Origin of the sequence: Amycolatopsis sp. NBC_00345, from assembly GCF_036116635.1 — a bacterium.
GTDB lineage: Bacteria > Actinomycetota > Actinomycetes > Mycobacteriales > Pseudonocardiaceae > Amycolatopsis.
The window spans coordinates 7801419-7819330 of record NZ_CP107995.1; the positions used below are offsets into that span (position 1 = coordinate 7801419).

The 17912-nt window shown below is 70.1% G+C and carries 19 protein-coding genes; 3 read left to right on the top strand and 16 right to left on the bottom strand.

Translation table 11 applies throughout. From position 1 onward, the window contains the following. Positions 1-5: 5 nt before the first annotated feature. The 4 genes from OG943_RS35210 to OG943_RS35225 all read right to left on the bottom strand — a co-directional run bounded on the left by OG943_RS35210 (position 6) and on the right by OG943_RS35225 (position 5179). Positions 6-1982, bottom strand: coding sequence for an alpha-galactosidase (locus tag OG943_RS35210; RefSeq protein ID WP_328605239.1), 1977 nt, complete (start codon positions 1980-1982; stop codon positions 6-8). 98 nt (positions 1983-2080) lie between these two features. Then, positions 2081-2968 (bottom strand): carbohydrate ABC transporter permease, encoded by an 888-nt coding sequence (locus tag OG943_RS35215; RefSeq protein ID WP_328605240.1) that lies wholly within the window; start codon positions 2966-2968, stop codon positions 2081-2083. A 2-nt stretch (positions 2969-2970) separates the two neighbouring features. Next, positions 2971-3876, bottom strand: a complete 906-nt coding sequence (locus OG943_RS35220; protein WP_328605241.1) for a carbohydrate ABC transporter permease — start codon at positions 3874-3876, stop codon at positions 2971-2973. A 1-nt stretch (position 3877) separates the two neighbouring features. After that, the gene (locus OG943_RS35225; protein WP_328605242.1) at positions 3878-5179 is read right to left on the bottom strand and encodes an ABC transporter substrate-binding protein; all 1302 of its coding nucleotides are present in this window, start codon (positions 5177-5179) and stop codon (positions 3878-3880) included. Between the two features lie 196 nt (positions 5180-5375). Between OG943_RS35225 and OG943_RS35230 the strand changes: the two genes are divergently transcribed. Continuing rightward, complete coding sequence (locus OG943_RS35230) at positions 5376-6080, top strand: FadR/GntR family transcriptional regulator (RefSeq protein ID WP_328605243.1); 705 nt, start codon at positions 5376-5378, stop codon at positions 6078-6080. 9 nt (positions 6081-6089) lie between these two features. Here the strand turns inward: OG943_RS35230 and OG943_RS35235 are convergent, their stop codons facing one another. From OG943_RS35235 to OG943_RS35245, 3 genes are all read right to left on the bottom strand, one after another. After that, complete coding sequence (locus OG943_RS35235) at positions 6090-6698, bottom strand: TetR/AcrR family transcriptional regulator (protein WP_328605244.1); 609 nt, start codon at positions 6696-6698, stop codon at positions 6090-6092. 89 nt (positions 6699-6787) lie between these two features. Next, positions 6788-7489: a hypothetical protein gene (locus OG943_RS35240; RefSeq protein WP_328605245.1), complete on the bottom strand. Its 702-nt coding sequence runs from the start codon at positions 7487-7489 to the stop codon at positions 6788-6790. After that, complete coding sequence (locus tag OG943_RS35245) at positions 7482-7991, bottom strand: SigE family RNA polymerase sigma factor (protein WP_328605246.1); 510 nt, start codon at positions 7989-7991, stop codon at positions 7482-7484. Before OG943_RS35245 ends, OG943_RS35240 begins: the two co-directional genes overlap by 8 nt. Before the next feature lie 136 nt (positions 7992-8127). Between OG943_RS35245 and OG943_RS35250 the strand changes: the two genes are divergently transcribed. Next, complete coding sequence (locus OG943_RS35250) at positions 8128-9150, top strand: threonine aldolase family protein (RefSeq protein ID WP_328605247.1); 1023 nt, start codon at positions 8128-8130, stop codon at positions 9148-9150. Between the two features lie 16 nt (positions 9151-9166). Further along, positions 9167-9748 (top strand): HAD family hydrolase, encoded by a 582-nt coding sequence (locus OG943_RS35255; protein WP_328605248.1) that lies wholly within the window; start codon positions 9167-9169, stop codon positions 9746-9748. A 117-nt stretch (positions 9749-9865) separates the two neighbouring features. Here the strand turns inward: OG943_RS35255 and OG943_RS35260 are convergent, their stop codons facing one another. The 9 genes from OG943_RS35260 to OG943_RS35300 all read right to left on the bottom strand — a co-directional run bounded on the left by OG943_RS35260 (position 9866) and on the right by OG943_RS35300 (position 17870). Then, the gene (locus OG943_RS35260) at positions 9866-10051 is read right to left on the bottom strand and encodes a hypothetical protein (protein ID WP_328605249.1); all 186 of its coding nucleotides are present in this window, start codon (positions 10049-10051) and stop codon (positions 9866-9868) included. A 124-nt stretch (positions 10052-10175) separates the two neighbouring features. After that, the gene (locus OG943_RS35265) at positions 10176-11342 is read right to left on the bottom strand and encodes an aminotransferase class I/II-fold pyridoxal phosphate-dependent enzyme (protein WP_328605250.1); all 1167 of its coding nucleotides are present in this window, start codon (positions 11340-11342) and stop codon (positions 10176-10178) included. 69 nt (positions 11343-11411) lie between these two features. Then, positions 11412-12122 (bottom strand): NPP1 family protein, encoded by a 711-nt coding sequence (locus OG943_RS35270; protein ID WP_328612227.1) that lies wholly within the window; start codon positions 12120-12122, stop codon positions 11412-11414. Between the two features lie 210 nt (positions 12123-12332). Continuing rightward, the gene (locus tag OG943_RS35275; RefSeq protein ID WP_328612228.1) at positions 12333-13469 is read right to left on the bottom strand and encodes a transglycosylase SLT domain-containing protein; all 1137 of its coding nucleotides are present in this window, start codon (positions 13467-13469) and stop codon (positions 12333-12335) included. Between the two features lie 46 nt (positions 13470-13515). Next, positions 13516-13827, bottom strand: coding sequence for a hypothetical protein (locus OG943_RS35280; RefSeq protein WP_328605251.1), 312 nt, complete (start codon positions 13825-13827; stop codon positions 13516-13518). 653 nt (positions 13828-14480) lie between these two features. After that, complete coding sequence (locus OG943_RS35285) at positions 14481-15239, bottom strand: ESX secretion-associated protein EspG (protein ID WP_328605252.1); 759 nt, start codon at positions 15237-15239, stop codon at positions 14481-14483. Positions 15240-15241: 2 nt separating this feature from the next. Beyond that, on the bottom strand, positions 15242-16882 hold the full coding sequence (locus OG943_RS35290) for a hypothetical protein (protein WP_328605253.1): 1641 nt from the start codon (positions 16880-16882) through the stop codon (positions 15242-15244). A gap of 9 nt (positions 16883-16891) precedes the next feature. Continuing rightward, positions 16892-17500 (bottom strand): DUF3558 domain-containing protein, encoded by a 609-nt coding sequence (locus tag OG943_RS35295; protein WP_328605254.1) that lies wholly within the window; start codon positions 17498-17500, stop codon positions 16892-16894. After that, complete coding sequence (locus OG943_RS35300; protein ID WP_328605255.1) at positions 17481-17870, bottom strand: PE domain-containing protein; 390 nt, start codon at positions 17868-17870, stop codon at positions 17481-17483. The genes OG943_RS35295 and OG943_RS35300 overlap by 20 nt, the downstream gene beginning before the upstream one ends. Positions 17871-17912: the final 42 nt, after the last annotated feature.

Here is a 17912-nt window from a genome sequence, read left to right on the forward strand (position 1 = left end):
CGGGCTCACGCGCGGTAGAGCACCACCACCTCGGCGTCGCGGGTTTCCGTCCACTCGACCGGCAATCCCACGTGCATGAGGTGGGCGCCGGAGTATGCGGTGCCCTCAGCGTCGGTGTAAAGCGCGCCCGGAGTGATGCCACGTAAGGGAATCCGGGACGAACGGCCGGGGGTCAGCGGCGCACCATTCAACGGTCCCGTGCTCCAAGCGAGCACGACCACCACGTTGTCCAATGTGTACTGGATAGCAGCGGTCGGTGCCGATGGTCCGGAATGGACGTAACACTGCCCCTTGTGGATTACCGGCCGGATCTCCTTGTACAGCGTGATCAGTTCCGTCGCTTCGTTACGCTGCTCGGGCGTCCAGTGGTTGAGGTCGGCGCCGATGCCCAGCACGCCCGCCATGGCCAGGACGAACCGGAACCGCAGGGACCGCAGGCGCGGGTCGAAGGCGCCCGGCGATTCGGTGACCCACGAACTCATCAGGTGTGGCGCGTGCATGAGCAGGAAACCGTCCTGAATGGCCAGACGGTCGAGCGGGGCGGTGTTGTCGCTGGGCCACACCACGTCGCTACGGGAGACGGTCGCCAGGTCGGTGCGGCCGCCGCCACCAGCGCAGGACTCGACCGTGACGCCCGGGTGCTTCGCGCGCAGATGGTCCAGCAGGCGGTGGTACGCGTCGACGTGCTCCGCGTCGAGGTCCGCCGCCGGGGCGCCGGGGCGGCCGCGCTCGGTCGGCGGCCGGTTCATGTCCCACTTCAGGTAGCTGATCGGGTACGTGGTCAGCAGCGTGTCGAGCGTCCCCCGCACGTACTCGAACACCTCGGGACGGCCGAGGTCCAGCAGCAGCTGGTTGCGGACCAGCGTGAGCGGCCGACCGTCCATCTGGTACACCCAGTCCGGGTGTTCGGCGTACAGCCGCGACTTCGGGCTGACCGCCTCCGGCTCCACCCACAGGCCGAAGTCCAGGCCCAGCGAGCGCACGGAGTCCACGAACACGCCGAAGCCGCCCTCGAACGAAGACTCCTCCGGCGTCCAGTCGCCGAGTCCGCCGGTATCGTCGTGACGGCCAGTGAACCAGCCGTCGTCCACCACGAACAGCTCAACCCCCAGCTTGGCGGCCTGCCCGGCGAGGTCGAGCTGCCGGTCGCCGGAGACGTCGAACTCCGTTGCCTCCCAGGAGTTATACAGCACCGGGCGGACGCGATCGAGCCTCGGCCCGGCCAGGAACCGTGAGTACTCGTGCCAGACCGAAGCCAGCCCGTGCAGTCCGTCCACACTGGACGCCAGCGCCAGCTCCGGCGTCACGAGGCGCTCGCCCGGCGCCAGCCGGATCGGGCCCGGACTCGCCAGGCGGCCGGCCCGCACCCGGGTCAGCCCGGTCGGCTCGATGTCGGCGTTGATCTCCCACGAACCCGACCAGGCCAGCGAAACCCCATACGCCGGGCCGTCGTCGACCGCCGCGTCCTGCACCGCGAGCCACGGCACGTGCGCGTGGCCCGGCACGCCGAACCGGCTCTCCATCCGGAACCCACCGGCCGGCAGCACGGTCGTGCGCCGGGTGAACTCCTGCAGCCACTGCCCGGTCAGGTAGGTCAGCCGCGCGCCCGCTGGCCCGGTCGGCACGCAGACCCCGGCCGAGCCGAGCCGGTTGATCTCCAAAGCCAAAGAGCCGGTGTTGACGAGTTCGACCCAGCGGCACAGCACGTCCGTGCCCGGCTCGGCGCGGTAACACAGCACCGCGCGCAAACCGTTGACCTCGTCCAGGAACGCGAGCCGCAAGACGTCCTCAGTGGACTCGTCACCGTCGAAACGCCACCAGGCGTCCCCGGCCACGGCCAGGTCAGCTCCCGAGAACGGCCGTTGGCCGCGCGGCGCGTACTCCACCGGGGCCACGTCCGCGTCCGTGATGAAGTGCGCCTCGCCGCGGTTCGCGAAAACCGACGGCCCGTGCTCGACCCCGTGCGGACCCCATGCCACCATCTCCAGCCACCGGCGTCCCGGCTCCAGTGCCACGGTGTACGAAGTAGACAGAAGATCGACCGTCCACTGTGTCTTAATATGATCGCCCCGATCGGTCTTCACTTGATCGCCCCGATCGCCAGTCCGGAGATGAAGTGCTTCTGGAAGCGCAGGAACACCAGCACGGTCGGCACGGCGGCGATCACCGAGCCCGCCGCGATGACGTTCCAGTTGGACACGTACTGGCCCTGCAGGCCGAGCAGCGCCGGCGTCACCGGCATCACGGTTTCGGTGCGCAGCACGGTGATCGACCACAGCAGGTCGTTGAACGTCCAGGTGAACGCCAGCGCGCCGAGCGCGGCCAGCGCCGGGCGGGTCATCGGCAGGATGATCCGCCAGAAGATCTGGACCGGGCCCGCGCCGTCGATCACCGCGGCCTGCTGGAGCTCGTCCGGGATCGACCGCATGAACCCCTGCAGCACGAAGGTGTAGAAGCCGAGCCCGAACCCGACCTGCACGATGACCAGCGCCGTCAGCGTGTCGTAGATGCCAAGCAGCTCGGACAGTTTCGCCACCGGCACCAGCAGGATCTGCGGCGGCAGCAGGTTTCCCGAGAGCATCACCAGGATGATCGTGCGCCGGAACGGGATCCGGTACCGGCTCAGCGCGAACGCGGCCGCCGCGGCGAGCAGCAGCGAGAGCAGCACGGTGGGGATGGTGACCACCAGGCTGTTGAGCATCGCGTGGCCGCCGCCGCCCACTCCCCAGGCCTCGCCGAACGAGCCGAGGTCGAACGAGCCCGGCAGCGCGCCCAGCCCGTTCGACGCGATGTCCGAAAAGGACCGGACGCTGGTGGTGAGCACCAGCGCGATCGGCAGCAGCCAGAGCACCGCGAGCCCGCCCGCGGTGAGGTGGAAGCCGAACGTCCGGGCCTGGCGACGGCGGCTGCGCCGGGCCGGGGCCGGGCGCACGACCGGCACTGTGGCGGCCGGTTTCGTGGTGGTCACAGTCACTGGTCCTCCCGGAACGCCCGCACGAGATACGTGACGATCACGCCGAACGCGAGCACGAAGATCACCACGGCCAGCGCGGAGGCGTACCCGAGCCGCAGCGACTGGAACGCCGTGGCGTACATGTACGTGCTGAGCAGCTCCGACGAGTGGTACGGCCCGCCCTTGGTCATGGACCACACCACGTCGAACGACCGCAGCGAGTCGATGATGATCACCGACAGGACCACGGAGTTGACGCTGCGCAGCTGCGGCCAGGTGATGTGCCGGAACTGCTGGACCGAGGTGGCACCATCCAATTTGGCCGCTTCGTACAGCGCGGGGTCGATGCCCTTGAGCCCGGCGAGGTACAGCACCATCACGTACCCGAGCTGACGCCAGAGCGCCGGGATCAGCACCGCGTACAGCGCCGTCTGGGGGTCGGCCAGCCACGAGTGCTGCCAGCTGCCGAGGCCGACGGCGGCGAGCAGCTTGTTCACCACACCGTCGGGCTGGTAGATCACCTGCCAGATCAGCGAAGTCGCGACCAGCGAGAACACCACCGGGGTGAACAGCGCGGCCCGGTAGAAGCCGACGCCGCGGCGCTCGCGGTTCAGCAGCAGCGCGAGCCCGAGCCCGCCCGCCGCCGAGATGCCGCCGAACAGCACGATCCAGATGACGGTGTTCAGCGCGGCGGTGCCGAAGATGTCGTCGGACAGCATCTCGGCGTAGTTGCCGAGCCCGACGAACGAGGGCGCCGAGACGCCGTCCCAGTTCGTCAGCGACAGGTAGAAGCCCTGCAGCGCGGGCCAGAACACCCAGAAGCCCTCGACGACAACCGGGACGAGCACGAACAGCAGCAGCACCGGTGGCACGCGGCGCATCGCACGCCGACGGCGTACCGCGGGGGCGTTCAGCACAGCCATCTCAGGATAACCAGACCTTCTGCGCGGCCGTCTGCCAGTCGGCGAGGATCGAGTCCAGCTCGTTCGGCTTCTGGATGAAGCGGATCAGCGCGGCGTCGGCGGTCGGCTGGAGCGCGTCGGAGGAGTCGCGGTTGAAGAACTGGGTCAGCTCCTTGGCGTCCGCGAGCATCTTCCGTCCTTTTTGGACCAATGGGGTGCCGCTGTCCTTCGCCGCCGGGTTCGCGGGCAGCACCGTGCCGGAGGAGTTCTTGATGTACAGCTCCTGCGACTCGGCCGTCGCGACGTACTTGAACCACTCCTTGACCTCGGCGACGTGCGGCGTGCGCGCGCTGGCGAAGAAGCCGTCGGTCGGCCCTTCCTCCGCGGTGGGTACACTCGGGTCGAGGATCGGGAACTGGAAGAAGTCGAGGTCGTCGAGCGCGTCCTTCGGGGCGGCGTCGGCGAAGAAGGTGCCGGTGAGCACCATGCCGGTGCGGCCCTGCAGCAGCACGGTGGTGGCGTCCTGGAACGCGAGCGCGGTGCCGTTGGGGTCGAAGTACGGCAGCGCCTGGCGCCACGGGTCGAAGATCCGCTTGACCTTCGGGTCGTCGAAGCGCTGCTGGCCGGCGAGCAGCTGCCGGTGGAACGGCGCGCCGTTGATCCGGATGTTCAGGTAGTCGAACCAGGCCGACGCGGTCCACGGCGTGGTGCCGCCCGCGCCGAGGCCGATGGGCGCGATTCCCTTGCCCTTCAACGTTTCGCACAGCGTGAGGAACTCGCTCCAGCTCTTCGGCGGCTGCACGCCCCACTTCGCGAAGTTCGACTTGCGGTAGAAGAAGCCCCACCAGTAGTAGGTGGTCGGCACGAAGACCTGGTGGCCCGCGCCGTCGCCGGAGAGCGTGCGGAAGGCCTGGCTGTAGTTGCCCATGGTCTGCCAGACGTCGCCGACGTCGAGCAGCAGGCCCTTGCGCGCGTAGCCGGAGAGCAGCGAACCGGGGTACCAGGTGTAGCTGTCGGGCGGATTCGCCGCGGTCAGGTAGCTGGGCAGCTGCGTGCGGAACGTTTCGGACGCGACGGTGTTGACCGTCGCCTGCGCGCCGCCCTTGTCGCCGAACGCCTTGGCCAGCGCCTCGATCGCGACCTTCGCCTGCGGCGAGGACAGATTGGACTGGACGGTGACCGCGCCCGCGGCCTGCTTGACCGGCCCGGAGGAGACGGAGGTGGCACACGCGGCGAGGAAGCTGCTCGACCCGAGCACACCCAGCCCGGCGAGGCCGGTGTTACGCAGGAAATGACGGCGGGACAGGCCTGCTGCACTCGTCATCACGGAGACCCCTTTGTCTGGTGAACCTGTCTGATGAACCGTCACCACCCGTCGGGGGTGACTGCTGGCACAGACTGGCAACCAGGGGCTATGAGTGTCAAGATGTATTCATAATTTATGACGTAATGGCGATCGAGGTAGGATGTCCGGACGCCGACTCAGCCAGACTCACCCGGGCGCATCGAGGGGACCAGCATTGACCGAACACCGGCCCCGGGGCCTGCACGGGCAGACCGTGGAGACACTGGCCGCGCGGATCCTCTCCGAAGAGTGGGGCGAGGGCACCGTGCTCGACCTGCCCGCACTCCGCGAGGAGCTGGACATCAGCCTGACCGCGTTGCGTGAGGCGCTGAAAGTGCTCGCCGCCAAGGGAATGATCGACGCCCGGCAGAAGCGCGGCACCTTCGTGCAGCCGCGGGAGCGCTGGAACGTGCTCGACGCCGACGTGATGCGCTGGCAGACCGCCGCCGGCGAGGACCCGGACCTGCTGGACGAGCTGACCGAGGCCCGCACCGTCGTCGAGCCGGCCGCCGCGCGCATCGCCGCGTCGCGCGCCGACGAGGACGACGTGGCCGCGCTCCGGACGGCCCTCGACGGGATGGCCGCCGCGGGCGACGACATCGAGGCGAGCGTGCGCGCGGACCTCGCGTTCCACCGCGTGCTGATGACGGCCACGCACAACAACTTCCTGCTCCAGGTGGAACGGGTGATCGCCATCGGGCTGGCCGAGCGCGACAAGCTGGTGCACGGCGCGCGCCCGTCCGACAACCCCGTGCCCAGCCACCGCAAGGTCCTCGACGCCATCGTGGCGCGCGACCCGGCCGCCGCGGAGACCGCGATGTTCGCGCTGGTCACCAAGTCCCGCGACGACCTGGACCGGGCGAAGCGCGTTCGCCGCTAACGGGGAGGTTCAGCCCTGGCCGGACTCGGCCAGCGCCGTCTGCAGCATGCGGGCCGCGGCGGCGCGGGGGGCCGGGTCGATGGCGATCAGCGCGTTCACCACGGCGCCGTCGACCAGCGCGACCAGCTTTTCCAGCTCCGCCTCGGTGACGGGCGTGCCGGAGCGGGCGAAGATCGCCATCAGCAGCTCGTTGAGCTGGGCGGAAAGCGTGCGCATCAACGGCCGCAGGTAGGGCCGCCGGCCGGTGGCGACCAGTCGCTCGTACCTCAGCAGCACGGCCTCGGCGTCGGCCTCCTGGTCCCCGCTCGACGGGCCGAGCAGGAGGTCCAGCACCAGCTCCACGGTCGCCTGGACCCCGCGGTTGCGGGTGGCGAGCTCTTCGAGCTGACGCTGCCCGTTCGCCAGTTCGACGGTCGAGTGGTGCTCGACCGCGGCCGTCACCAGGTCCTCGAGCGAGTCGAAGTAATAGGTGGTCGACGCCAGCGGCAGGCCCGCGCGCTCGGCGACGGCGCGGTGGCGGACGGCGTCGAAGCCGCCCTCGGCGAGCAGCTCCGCCGCAGCCTCGACGAGCGTGGCCCGTCGCCGCTCGCCCTTGGGGGTGGTCGCTGCTGCCGTCATGGCGGTGAATTGTGCCAGGTCAGGACTTGTGAGTGCCTATGACGGTTCTAACCGTCATAACCACTCACGAGTCCTCAATGGTGGTCGGGTCAAAAGCGAGGGCCCAGCGCCGCTGCCATCCTCGCCAGGTCCGCGGCGTACGGCGCCGGACGCCCGGCCGTTCCGGGCACGCCGACCAGCACGAGAGTCCCCCCGGAGCCGGTGGTCTGGCGCACGGTCACCGCGTCCGCGGGCTGCACGGGCACCTTCACCGGAGCGCCGCGAGCGAACACCGCGGCGGAGACCATGCCGTCGGGCAAGGGGAACCCGGCCGCGCGCGTCCCCGTCGTACAGACACTGCCGGGAGAGGCCTGACCGGCGGCGAAGTGGCCTGGGAGCTCGCCAGCGAGGGCTGTGGCGAGCTCCCAGTCCACCTTTTCGCACCCGGAGGCGCCTTCGACCCGAGGGCCGGTCTTCGCGGTCCCGCTGTCTCCCTGCTGAGACGGCTGGGCCGAGAAGTTCGGTGCTTCCCCATTGCGTGTACCCAGAGGACGTGCAGCCGACGCGCCAGGTTGCGCGGGAGCCGCGGCCGAATTCAGGACGCCGGAGTCGCCACCGGAGCCGGACACCAGGCCCCAGGCGCTGAAACCCACGACGACCAGCACGAACGCGCCGCCGCCGGCCGCGATGCGGTTGCGCCTGCGCAGGGTCTGGCGCTTCGACTCGCGGACCACGTCGTCCTTGCTGAACGTCGCGGGCGGCGCGTCTTCGGGAGCGCCGGAGAACAACGTCTCGATGTCACGCTCATCCATTGGCCTCCACCTCCCGGTCCAGTACCTGCCGCAGATTGGCCAGCCCGCGGGCTGTCTGGCTCTTCACGTTTCCTTCGCTGCAGCCGAGCGCCTTCGCCGCCGCCGTGACGTCGAGTCCCTCGAAGAACCGCAGCACCAGCACCGCGCGCTGCTTCGGCGGGACCTCACGCAGCGCCGCGTGCAGGTCCTCCTTGGTCGCGACGCGCTCGGCCAGCCCCGGCCCGTCCGGCACGGGCTCGGGCAGCACCTCGGTCTGCCACTCCCGCCGCCACGGCCGCCGTGACTCGTCGATGACCGCGCGCACGAGCGTCTTGCGCACGTACGCGTCGGTCGCCGCGCGGTCCCTGATCTTCTTCCACCTCCGGTGCAGCGCGACGAACGCCGTCTGGGCCAGGTCGTCCGCCTTGTGCCAGTCGCCACAGAGCATGTACGCGGTCCGGCGCACGGCGTCCCGCTTCGCGGCGAAGTACTCCGCGAACTCCTGTTCGTCGCGCTGGTCCACGCGGTTTCGCGCTCCGCTCTTCTCTGTCCGCCCTGGAGGACGGAACCGGGGGCGTCCAAGGTTGCACGAGTCCCCGGATTCCCTCCACCCCCCGGTCGCATTGATCGCGCGGCCGGAGGTGTGATGTGATCGGACCGTGACCTGGACCCCGCAGCCACTCGACTTCCGCTCCGACACCGTCACCCGCCCGGACGAGGTCATGCGCCGGGCGATGGCCGAGGCCGAGGTCGACGACAACGTGATCGGCCACGACCCCACCATCGCGGAGCTGGAGCAGCGCGCCGCCCAGGTGCTCGGCATGCCGGCCGCGCTGTGGACGCCCAGCGGGACGATGGCGAACCTGATCGCGCTGAGCCTCCACCTCGAACGCGGCGACCGCTTCCTCGCGATGCGCGGCGCCCACGTGCTCACCAACGAGCTGGGCTCGGCCGCCTGGCTGGCCGGCGGCATGCCGGACATCCTGGAGCACGACGCCGGCCCCGGCCGCTGCACGCCGGACGCGCTGTCGGCCGCGATCAGCCCCCAAGGCCCGTACTACGCGCTCCGGACCAAGCTGCTGTGCCTGGAGAACACCCACAACGCGGCCGGCGGCGCGGTCACCCCGCCCGACGAGCACGCGCAGCTGCTGTCCGTCGCGAAGCAGGCCGGGCTCACCGTGCACCTCGACGGCGCGCGGATCTGGCACGCGGCCGTGGCACTGGAGGTGCCGCCCGCGGCGCTGACCGTCGGCGTCGACAGCGTTTCGGCGTGCTTCAGCAAGGGCCTCGGCGCGCCGGTCGGCTCGGTCGTCGCGGGCAGCGTCGAGTTCGTGGAGCGCGCCCGGCGGATGCGGCAGATGCTCGGCGGCGGCGTCCGCCAGGGCGGGGTGCTCGCCGCGGCCTGCCTGGTCGCGCTGGGCCGCGTCGACGAGCTGGCCGAGAGCCACGAACTGGCGCGGCGGCTGGCCACCGGGCTGGCCGAGCACGGCTGGGGCGTCGAGACGCCGGACACCAACATCGTGCTCGCCGACGTCCCGGACCTGCGCACGGCGCTGGAATGGCTCGACTCGCTCGGCATCCGGACCGGCCCGATGGCGGGCAAGGTGCGGTTCGTGACGCACCGGGACCTCTCGGCCGCCGACGTCGAAGAAGCGTTGCGCCGCATCAAGACCGGCGTCTGAGAACAGGGGGAACGACATGACGAACTGGATCGTGTTCGACTACGGCGAGGTGCTCTCCACGCGTACCACGGCCGTGCCGAAGCTGGCGGCGACGATGGGCGTCGCGGTGGAGGCGTTCGAGGCCGCGTACTGGGCCGAGCGTGACCCGTACGACCGCGGCTTGGGCGACCTCGAATACTGGACGGCCCTCGGCAAGCGCGTCGGCGCGAAGGTGGACGAAGCGCTGTCGGACGAGCTGACCGGCATCGACGTGGCGGGCTGGTCGAACCTGGCGCCGTCGTCGCTGGAGCTGCTGGAGTCACTGTCGGAAGCGGGCGCGAACCTGGCGCTGCTCTCGAACGCGCCCGCGGCGTTCGGCCGCTGGGTGCGTGAACAGGAGTGGGCCCGGGTGTTCCGCGAGACGCTGTTCTCCGGCGACGTCCAGTGCGCGAAGCCGGACCCGGAGATCTTCCGCATCCTGCTGGACAAGCTCGGCGCCGAGCCGGCGGACTGCCTGTTCTTCGACGACCGTCAGTCCAATGTGGATGGTGCGAGGGCGGTCGGCATCCAGGCGCACCTGTGGGACGGCGCCGAGGCCGCCCGCGCCGCCCTGAGCTGATCGCACCCCGCCCCCATGAACGCCGTCAAGGCCTCCTTACCTGCGTCCGACGCGGGTAACGAGGCCTTGACGGCATTTGCGTGGCTCTCGGCCCCAGCGCAGTTGGCCCCCTGCCGGTTACCGACCCACCTGCTTGGTGGACTTCTTGCCGCTGATGGCGCCGTAGGCCGCCGTGCCCAGGAACACCGCACCGGCGATGATGGCGATCCACAGGACAGCCTTGAACAAGAAGCCGATCACCGCGCCGAGCACCATGAAGGCCACCCAGGCGACGATGAGCCCTCCAACGATCTTCCAGAACATGGCTCCTCCGATGCCGTTCCCGCGCCGCTCCGGCCCGGTGAAGTCCAGCGTGCCACCCGCGGCGCGAAAACTCTCTTCTCCCGGCCAACGTTCAGGGGGATATCGGGGTTCCCCCTGACCGGTATCACGGCAACCAGCGGCCCAGGCGGCGCACGCATTCGTCGATGTCCTCGGCCGCCCCGGCGAAGGAAAACCGCACGTAACGGCCACCGTCCACCGGGTCGAAGTCGATTCCGGGCGCGATCGCGACCCCCGTGTCGGCGAGCAGGCGCTGACACCAGCTGAGGCTGTCGGAGGTGTACTCGGAGACGTCGGCGTACGCGTAGAAGGCGCCTTCGGCGGGTGCGAGCCGCTCGATGCCGATGCTCTTCAGCCCGGCGAAGAGCCGGTCCCGGTTGCGGCGGTAGTGCTCGACGTGCGCGTCGGCCTCCGCGTACGCCTCCGGCGTGAACGCCGCGACGGCCGCGTATTGCGCCAGCGCGGGCGGGCAGATGGTGAAGTTGCCGGTCAGGACGTCGATCGCGCGGTGCAGCCGCCGCGGCGCGAGCATCCAGCCGAGCCGCCAGCCGGTCATCGCGAAGTACTTCGAGAACGAGCCGAGCACCAGCGCCTCGCGGCCGTACTGCCAGGCGCAGTCGAGGCCGCCGCCGAACGAGATGCCGTGGTAGATCTCGTCGCTGATCAGCTGGACCCCGTGCGAAGAGCACCAGCCGCTGATGGCCGCCAGCTCGCCCGGCGCCAGCACGGTGCCGGTGGGGTTGCTGGGGCTCGCGACGATCAGCCCGTCCAGCGGCCCGAGCTGGTCCAGCAGCGCCACGGTGGGCTGGAAGTTCGTCTCCGGCCCGGTCTCGAACTCGACGACCTCGCAGCCGAGCACGTTCAGCAGGTTCCGGTAGGCGGGGTAGCCGGGCCGCGCCATCGCGACCCGCGCGCCGGCGTCGAACGCGCTGAGGAACGAGAGCAGGAACCCGCCGGACGACCCGGTGGTCATCACGACTTCCTGCGCGCTGACGTCCAGGTCGTAGGTCCGCCGGTAGTGCCCCGCGACGGCCTCCCGCAGCTCGGGGAGGCCGAGCTGCTCGGTGTAGCCGAGGTGGTGGCGGCCCAGCGCGTCGGCCGCCGCCTGCCGGACCGCCGCCGGCGCGGGAGCGGACGGCTGCCCCGCCGCGAGCGAGACGAGATCGCCGTGGCTGCGCTGCCGGGCCTGCGCCACGGACAGCACGTCCATCACGTGGAAGGGCGGCACACCGGAGCGTTGTGCGGGGCCGGCGAAGTCTGCGATGTCGACCATGCCCGCCAGGCTAACAAGCCTCGTGAGTGGCGATGACGGTTCTAACCGTCATCGCCACTCACGAGCTGGTCAGGCGTTCTCGTCGAACGGGATGCCGCTCGGCTTCGCCTTGCCGAGGTTGCCGTTGAACTGGTCGTCCTTGATGCCGAAGGTGGCGCTGCCGAAGTCGGCCGCCACGAGCTTGTCGCGCAGGCCGGCGGGGTAGCCGTCCCAGCCGACGAGCGTCGGGTACTGCCAGGCGCCCTTGTGGTTCTCCGGCGGGTCGTCGTTGGAGTTGGCGGCGCGGAAGCAGTGCGTTGACGCGCCGTCCTTGTGGTAGACGACCTTCGGGTGCGAGCCTTCGAAGAACATCTCCGACGCGGGGTGCACGGCGAACCCGCCGTGCTGCGACGTCGAAACGTACTGGACCTGATTGTCCTTGACCCACACCACAACGTGCTCCCAGTCGTTGCGGTGCCCGGCGCTGCCGAGGCCGAGCGCGGCCTGGTCCTTCTCGAAGTAGAGCGTGTACATCGAGGCGCACCAGTCGTTGTTGCACTTGGTGCGCGAGTACGAGTTGGTGTTGTCGAGGTCCGACTCGTCGCGGCAGTTGCCGTTGACGTCACCGCCCAGCGCGAGCCCGGGCGCGATGGTGCCGTCCGGCCCGATGGCGGGCGTCGGGTAGCAGCCGTCCTTGTCGTAGTCGAAGGCCGGCTGGAAGTTCTTCTCGAGATCGGTGGCGTTGCCGGGCAGCGCCGGCGGCGGGTCGGCCAGCGCGGCGGCCGGGAACGCCACCGCCATCGCCAGCGCGGCCCCGGTCACCAGGGCGAGCTTGCCGAATCGGGTCGTCTTCGCCACGTGTTCGTCCTCCTTGAGTCCGTCCAGGCATCGATTTCCCGCGAGTACTCCGGGGTGGAAAGTTTCCAACGCTCACCTGGGGGAAACAAGGGTCAAAAGGGAAGACCCCCAGCCCGTTCTGTCACCGGGGCTGGGGGTCGGCCACTCCTGGCGTCAGTACCCGCGGTAGGCGCCGCCGTGCGACATCGCCTGCAGGCCGGGCACGTTCCCGATCGAGCCGTAGCGGTGGATCGAGTACTGCACCCCGGCGATGATGTTGTCGACCGGGCTGTAGATGTTGTCGTGCCCCGGCAGCTTGTTCGAGTTGAACGTCGAGTCGATGCACTGCATCAGGCCCTTGGACGGGTGGCCGGCGGCCGCATTGGAATCCCAGTTGTTTATCGCGTTGGGGTTACCGCCGGACTCGTGCTGGATGATCGCCCAGATGTTGGGGATGTCGGCGTCGGTGACGTTCACGCCGGCGGCCTGCAGCTCCTTGATCGCTTCCTCGATCCACTGCTGCACGTTCCCGGGCGGCGGGGAGGACGGCGGGCCGCCACTGGGGCCGAGGCCGCCCCCGCCGGCACCTCCGCCACCCCCGGCGCCGCCACCGCCGCTGTGGTGGTGGGACGCGCCGTTGCTGTGGATGCCCCCGGTGCTCTGCGGGACGGTGCCGTCGCCGGCCGGAAGGGGAACCTTGTCGTAACCGCCCTCGATCTGGGTCTGCATCAAGGTTTTCGAGTTGTTGAGCATCGTGTCCGCCTGCGAGAGGAGGCCCGCGACCTCTCCGTCCCACTGCGTCGTGATGGTGTTGATGTCGGTCTTCGCCTTGGCCTTGATCTCGTCGGCGTTCGGACTGGGCACGGGCTTCTTTTCGTCGGCCGCGGTCTTGGCAGCGGCGTTGGCCGCGTTCATGTCCTTTTGCGCCTGCGCGTTGCGCGCGTTCACCGCATTCTCGGCGCCGGGCAGCTTTTCGTTGTTCACACTTTTCTGGATGGTGTCCAGGTTCGTGTGCAGGGTCGCCAGGTCGGTACTGACGTCCGTCAGGTGGGCGTGCACCTTTTCGCCCGCGGTCTGCAACGAACCGACGTACTGGAAGAACTGGTCGGCCGAAGACCCGGACCAGACACCGCCGTCAAGCGCCTTCGTCGACGCTTTGAGCGAAGCTGAATGGTCAGCCGCGTCACCGGCGGCAGTCTTGAACTGGTCGGCCGCGGTCTGGATGGGCACCAGGTTGACCTTCCGGATCTTGTCGACCTTCTCCATGAAGGCGTTCCAGTTGTCCGGCGTCCCCGCCCCGTCCCCGGTCAAAGCCACTTCGCTGTGCCCCCCTGCTTTCCCATTCCGCTGACTACGCTCACTTGTCCACGTGGAGCGTGACGTCGCTCTTCGCGACCTGGTCCGTTTCGGCGACCAGGCCGGCCGCCTTGCGCATCACGAAGGCGAGGGCACCCATGTGCTGCCCCGCGGCGTCGAACTGGCTGTGCACGCCGTCCTTGAAGTGACCGACGGCGCCGTGCGTGTCCTCCGCGCCCGGCATCCCGCCGAACGGCGTTTCCTTCTCCTGGTCCATGCCGGTGAGCTTTTCCTTGGACTTCTTGAACTCGTCCTTCAGCTTCTCCACCTGCCGGGCCACGATGGCCATCGAATCAGCGTCGTAGACAGGCACGGTCCGTCATCCCCTTCTGAAGTCTCTTCCGGCTGATCAGACGTGGGCATGACCAGGCCGGTTCCCCCGATACTTTAGAACCTCGGCCGCGCCCGGGGTACGGATCTCGCGCAACTTCCACCCCCGAGTGCGGGCAGGCACGCTTTGCCGCATGTTCGCCGGGGAAGCGGTGATGGACATGAAACCGTTGAATTCGGGCGAAGTCCGACAAGTCGGACGTCATCTACTGGTCGCCGCCGAACAGGCCGCCCGGGTTTCGCGCACGACGAGGGGTTCCGTTCGCGCTTCCGGCGCTCGGTGTGGAGGTGACCCGATGCACCGCGATCCGAAGTCCGGCGACGTCGGCACGGAATCACCCACACGGGTTCGACCATCGGTTCGCCTGGCTCGGCCTGCCGTCACCGCGGAAATGCCGCAACCGCGGACTTCTACTTGCCGCCGCCATACCGGGTAAGGCCTCTATCGTTTCGTTCAAACCACAAGACGGGGTCGAGCCGTTCAAAGCCGAGCCACTCAGATTTTTCTTATCGAGAAACTCCGGCCGAATGCGAACATTCCCACCGCCGGCCCGGACCACGGCGAATCAGCTCTGCGCAAAGGCCGAAGCATTCACCCAAGCCGTCATGGACAAGGCGCCACCCGCCAAGTGACCTTCACAGCTCCGCCTGTAACTCCCGCACCCGTTCCACCAACAGCGCGTTGTCCGCAGGCGTCACCGTCGCCCATGGCCGGCCGTCGGGGTCGGCGGCGAGTTGGAAGAGGTAGCGGCCCGCGTCGGTGTCGTAGAAGGCCGCCACTCCCGGCGATCGACGGACGGTGCCGTCGCGGAGAGTGCGTTCCGCGCAGAACTGGCCGCGGGCTTCCTGGCCCATCAGCATGCCGGCCAGCTCCTGCGCCTCCCACAGCGCCAGGCCACGGTCCTCCAGCGCCGTGACCAGGGACTTCGGGTCGCCCTGGGCTTTGGCGTCGGCGGCGACCAGCAGGTCGTGGGGGACGGAGATGGACTGGCCGACGCCCGGGGCCAGGTCGCCCGCCACGGGGACGGCGGCCTCGGCCAGCGCGCCCTCGCGCGCGGGGATCAGCCAGACCTGGTCGGAGTCCACGACGGCCAGCACGGCCTGGCTGCCCAGGCTCACCGCGCGCCCGTGGATCTCCCGCTCGGCCCACACCCACACGTCCACCGCGTACTGCGGACGCGCCAGCAGGTGCAGCTGGTCGATCAGCTCACCCGACGCGCGACGGCCGCGCGCCAACCGCCGCGAGGCCAGCGACGACCACGCCGAGTCGACCAGCTCGGCCCGCTCGGAGTGCGTCCGCCCCGGCGACGGCACGCCCAGCGCGGCCGGGCGCCGGGGCAGCGCCAGCGACTCCCACAACACATCGAACTCAAGCGCGGACAGCACCAGGCTCACGGTCAGCGCCCATCCCCCGTGTCGTCACCGATGACGTCCCGCGAGACCATCCGCCGGTCGTTGAACAAATCCTTGTCGTCGACGCCGAACCGGCGCACGTGTTCCTCGTCCTCTTCGCCCTCGCCCTGCGTCGCGGCCGGGGCGAGGAACTTCGTGTCGTCGCGCGGCTGCTCGGGCGAGATCTGCTCGGCCTTGCGCAGCGCGATCGCCTCCTCCTCCGGCAGGTCGTCCACGGGCAACGGCCGCACCGGGCCCTTGCCCGACCCGCCCGAGCCGAAGCCACGGCCCTGCCGTTCCTTCTCGCCGCTCAGCGCGCCACCCGCCGCGCCCGCGCCCAGCGCCGCGGCGCCCGCGCCCAGCTCACCCGCCGACACACCGCCCTTGGCCGCGGCGGCCGGACTGCCACCCTGGGCGGACGTCACCGCCGACTCCGGCGCGCTGCCGACGAACCGGCCCCGCCCGAGCGTGGAGTCGCCGCCGCCGGTCCCGCCCGTCGCACCGCGGCCGAACACCCCGTCGGCGCTCGTCCCGGACCCGCCGGACGCGGCCGAACCGCTCATCGGCGGACGGCCCACGGAACCCGGGCCACCGGGGCCAGAGCCAGAACCCGGGCCGCCGGGACCGGACCCCGGGCCGGCACCCGAACCAGGAACGCCAGCCCCACCGGAAACCGGCGGCACGAACTCACCGCCGGGAAACCCCGACCGCCCGTGCCCGCCGCCGGACTCGTGCGCCGTCCCGCGGCCCGGCGCCTCGACCCAGCCGGCGGACGACGCCGGCGGCGGGACTGACGCCTGCCCTCCGGAGGCAGTCGTCGGAGACGACGACGGCGTCGTATAGCCGCCCGAGCCCGAACCCGACCCAGCACCGGTCTGCCGCGCCGGCGGCTGCACCGCGATCCCATACGCGGGCGTCGGCGGGTCGACCTGCTGGTTGACGACCGGCTGCACCACCGGCGGCTCGACATAGTGCGACTGCACGGACGCCGAGGCCGGCTTGACGCTGCCGTCCGGCGTCACGTCGATCACGGACCCCGCCAGGTCCGTCACGCTCTTCTGCCCGCCCGGGTCGGTCATGGTCAACGTCTGCGGGGCGTTGAGCGTCTCGGTCGAGAGCAGGTTTTCGCCGCTCTGCTGCGCGTAGTCGTTCAACGCTTCGAGCGCCTGGCTGCGCGCGTTCTGCGCCGCGTCCACCTGCGTCGCGTGGTCGGTCTCGAAGCCGATCAGGCTGGCCAGCGAATCGCCGACGGTGTAGCCGCCCGCGCCCTTCAGCACGGTGTCGGCGTCCGGCAGCTTGTACTTGGTGCGGTTGAAGGCCTCGCCTTGCGCGAACAGCATCTCCGCGGTGTGCGACACCTTCGTCATGGCGTCGTGGGAGAAGCCGGCCTGCTCCGTGAACACCTGCCCGGCCTGGCCGCCCGCCTCGCTCTGCCATTCGACGCCGAGCTGCGTCAGCTGCGTGCGCAACGTGTTGTCCGTGTCGGCGAGCGCGGACGCGACGGCCTTCAGCGCGTCGACCGCGGTGCCGATGCTGCCGATCCCGTCGCCGGTGCCGAACCGCTCGATCTCGGTGGCGATGGCGGTGTCGGTCCAGCCGTCGAAACGATGGTCGCGGATCCTGCCCGCGAGGTCGGAGATCTCCACGCGCCCTCCCTAGCTCCGTGACTTCAGGTTCTGTAACGCCAGTTCGGCGGCGTGGGTCGACATGTCGCACAGCTGCTGCTGATTGTCCGCGCCGGCGGTGACCGCAAACGCTTGCGCGGCCAGGGTCTGCCCCTTCGCGACGCCGACCAGCGTCTCGCAGTCCGAAGGCGTGCCCGCCGCGCGGTAGTTCGTGATCGCCGGATAGCCGCCGACCGTCACCGGCGCCGTGGTCATGCTGTTCTTCCGCCGCGCCCCGGTGAGCCACTCCTGCACGTCGGCGCTGACGGTCCGCAGGTGGTAGGCGTGGAACGGCGCGGTCGTGCCGACGTCGAACACGCAGGTCGGCCCGTCCTGCGGGTCGGCGGCCTTGCGCGGGACGCCGGTGACCTGCAGCTCGTCGAGCTGGACCTGGGCGAGCAGGTCGCACGGGTCGAGCCCGGCGAAGGACAGCTCGGCGGGCCGCTGGGGCAGGTCGGAGGCCTTCGCCGCCTGCGACATCGCGCTCGCGGCCGTCTCCACCGGGTACGCCGTGCCGGGGTCGCCGGAGGAGCAGCCGGCCGCGCCGAAACCGAAGAGCAGGGCCGCCGCGACCAGCCGCTTAGTGGATGCCGTGGGCACCGCGGTCCCCGAACGCCGCGGCCTTGTCCGCGTCGCTGGCCTGGTAGTTCTTGGCCGCGTCACGCAACTGGGCGACGAGCTGGTGCAGGTTGGCGACGTACTCGCGCACCTGCGCGACGTACGAGTGATCGCCCTCGGCGACCACGGTGTTCCACGCCGCGGTGGCGTTCACACTCACCGCGTCGGCCGACGGCGTGTCGATCCGCAGCTCGCCGAGGCGCGTCAGCAGCTTGTCCTCCAGCGCGCTGACCTGCTCTTCGACCACGCGCGCGACGTCCAGCAGCTTCCCTGGCGCCACAATGATGTCCGCGACCCCCGGCGCCGCCGGGACGGACGACGCGAGGTCGGACAGCGGACTGCTTCCTGGCATGCGCTACCCCTCACCTACGGACGGTGACCGGACGGACCCGTT

What these genes read in the sequence shown, in the direction of transcription:
- OG943_RS35235 (WP_328605244.1), bottom strand. Translation starts at nt 6,698, where the DNA reads ATGACGGCAGCAGCGACCACCCCCAAGGGCGAGCGGCGACGGGCCACG.
- OG943_RS35210 (WP_328605239.1), bottom strand. Translation starts at nt 1,982, where the DNA reads ATGGTGGCATGGGGTCCGCACGGGGTCGAGCACGGGCCGTCGGTTTTC.
- OG943_RS35300 (WP_328605255.1), bottom strand. Translation starts at nt 17,870, where the DNA reads ATGCCAGGAAGCAGTCCGCTGTCCGACCTCGCGTCGTCCGTCCCGGCG.
- OG943_RS35225 (WP_328605242.1), bottom strand. Translation starts at nt 5,179, where the DNA reads ATGACGAGTGCAGCAGGCCTGTCCCGCCGTCATTTCCTGCGTAACACC.
- OG943_RS35265 (WP_328605250.1), bottom strand. Translation starts at nt 11,342, where the DNA reads ATGGTCGACATCGCAGACTTCGCCGGCCCCGCACAACGCTCCGGTGTG.
- OG943_RS35255 (WP_328605248.1), top strand. Translation starts at nt 9,167, where the DNA reads ATGACGAACTGGATCGTGTTCGACTACGGCGAGGTGCTCTCCACGCGT.
- OG943_RS35220 (WP_328605241.1), bottom strand. Translation starts at nt 3,876, where the DNA reads ATGGCTGTGCTGAACGCCCCCGCGGTACGCCGTCGGCGTGCGATGCGC.
- OG943_RS35260 (WP_328605249.1), bottom strand. Translation starts at nt 10,051, where the DNA reads ATGTTCTGGAAGATCGTTGGAGGGCTCATCGTCGCCTGGGTGGCCTTC.
- OG943_RS35240 (WP_328605245.1), bottom strand. Translation starts at nt 7,489, where the DNA reads ATGGATGAGCGTGACATCGAGACGTTGTTCTCCGGCGCTCCCGAAGAC.
- OG943_RS35270 (WP_328612227.1), bottom strand. Translation starts at nt 12,122, where the DNA reads ATGGCGGTGGCGTTCCCGGCCGCCGCGCTGGCCGACCCGCCGCCGGCG.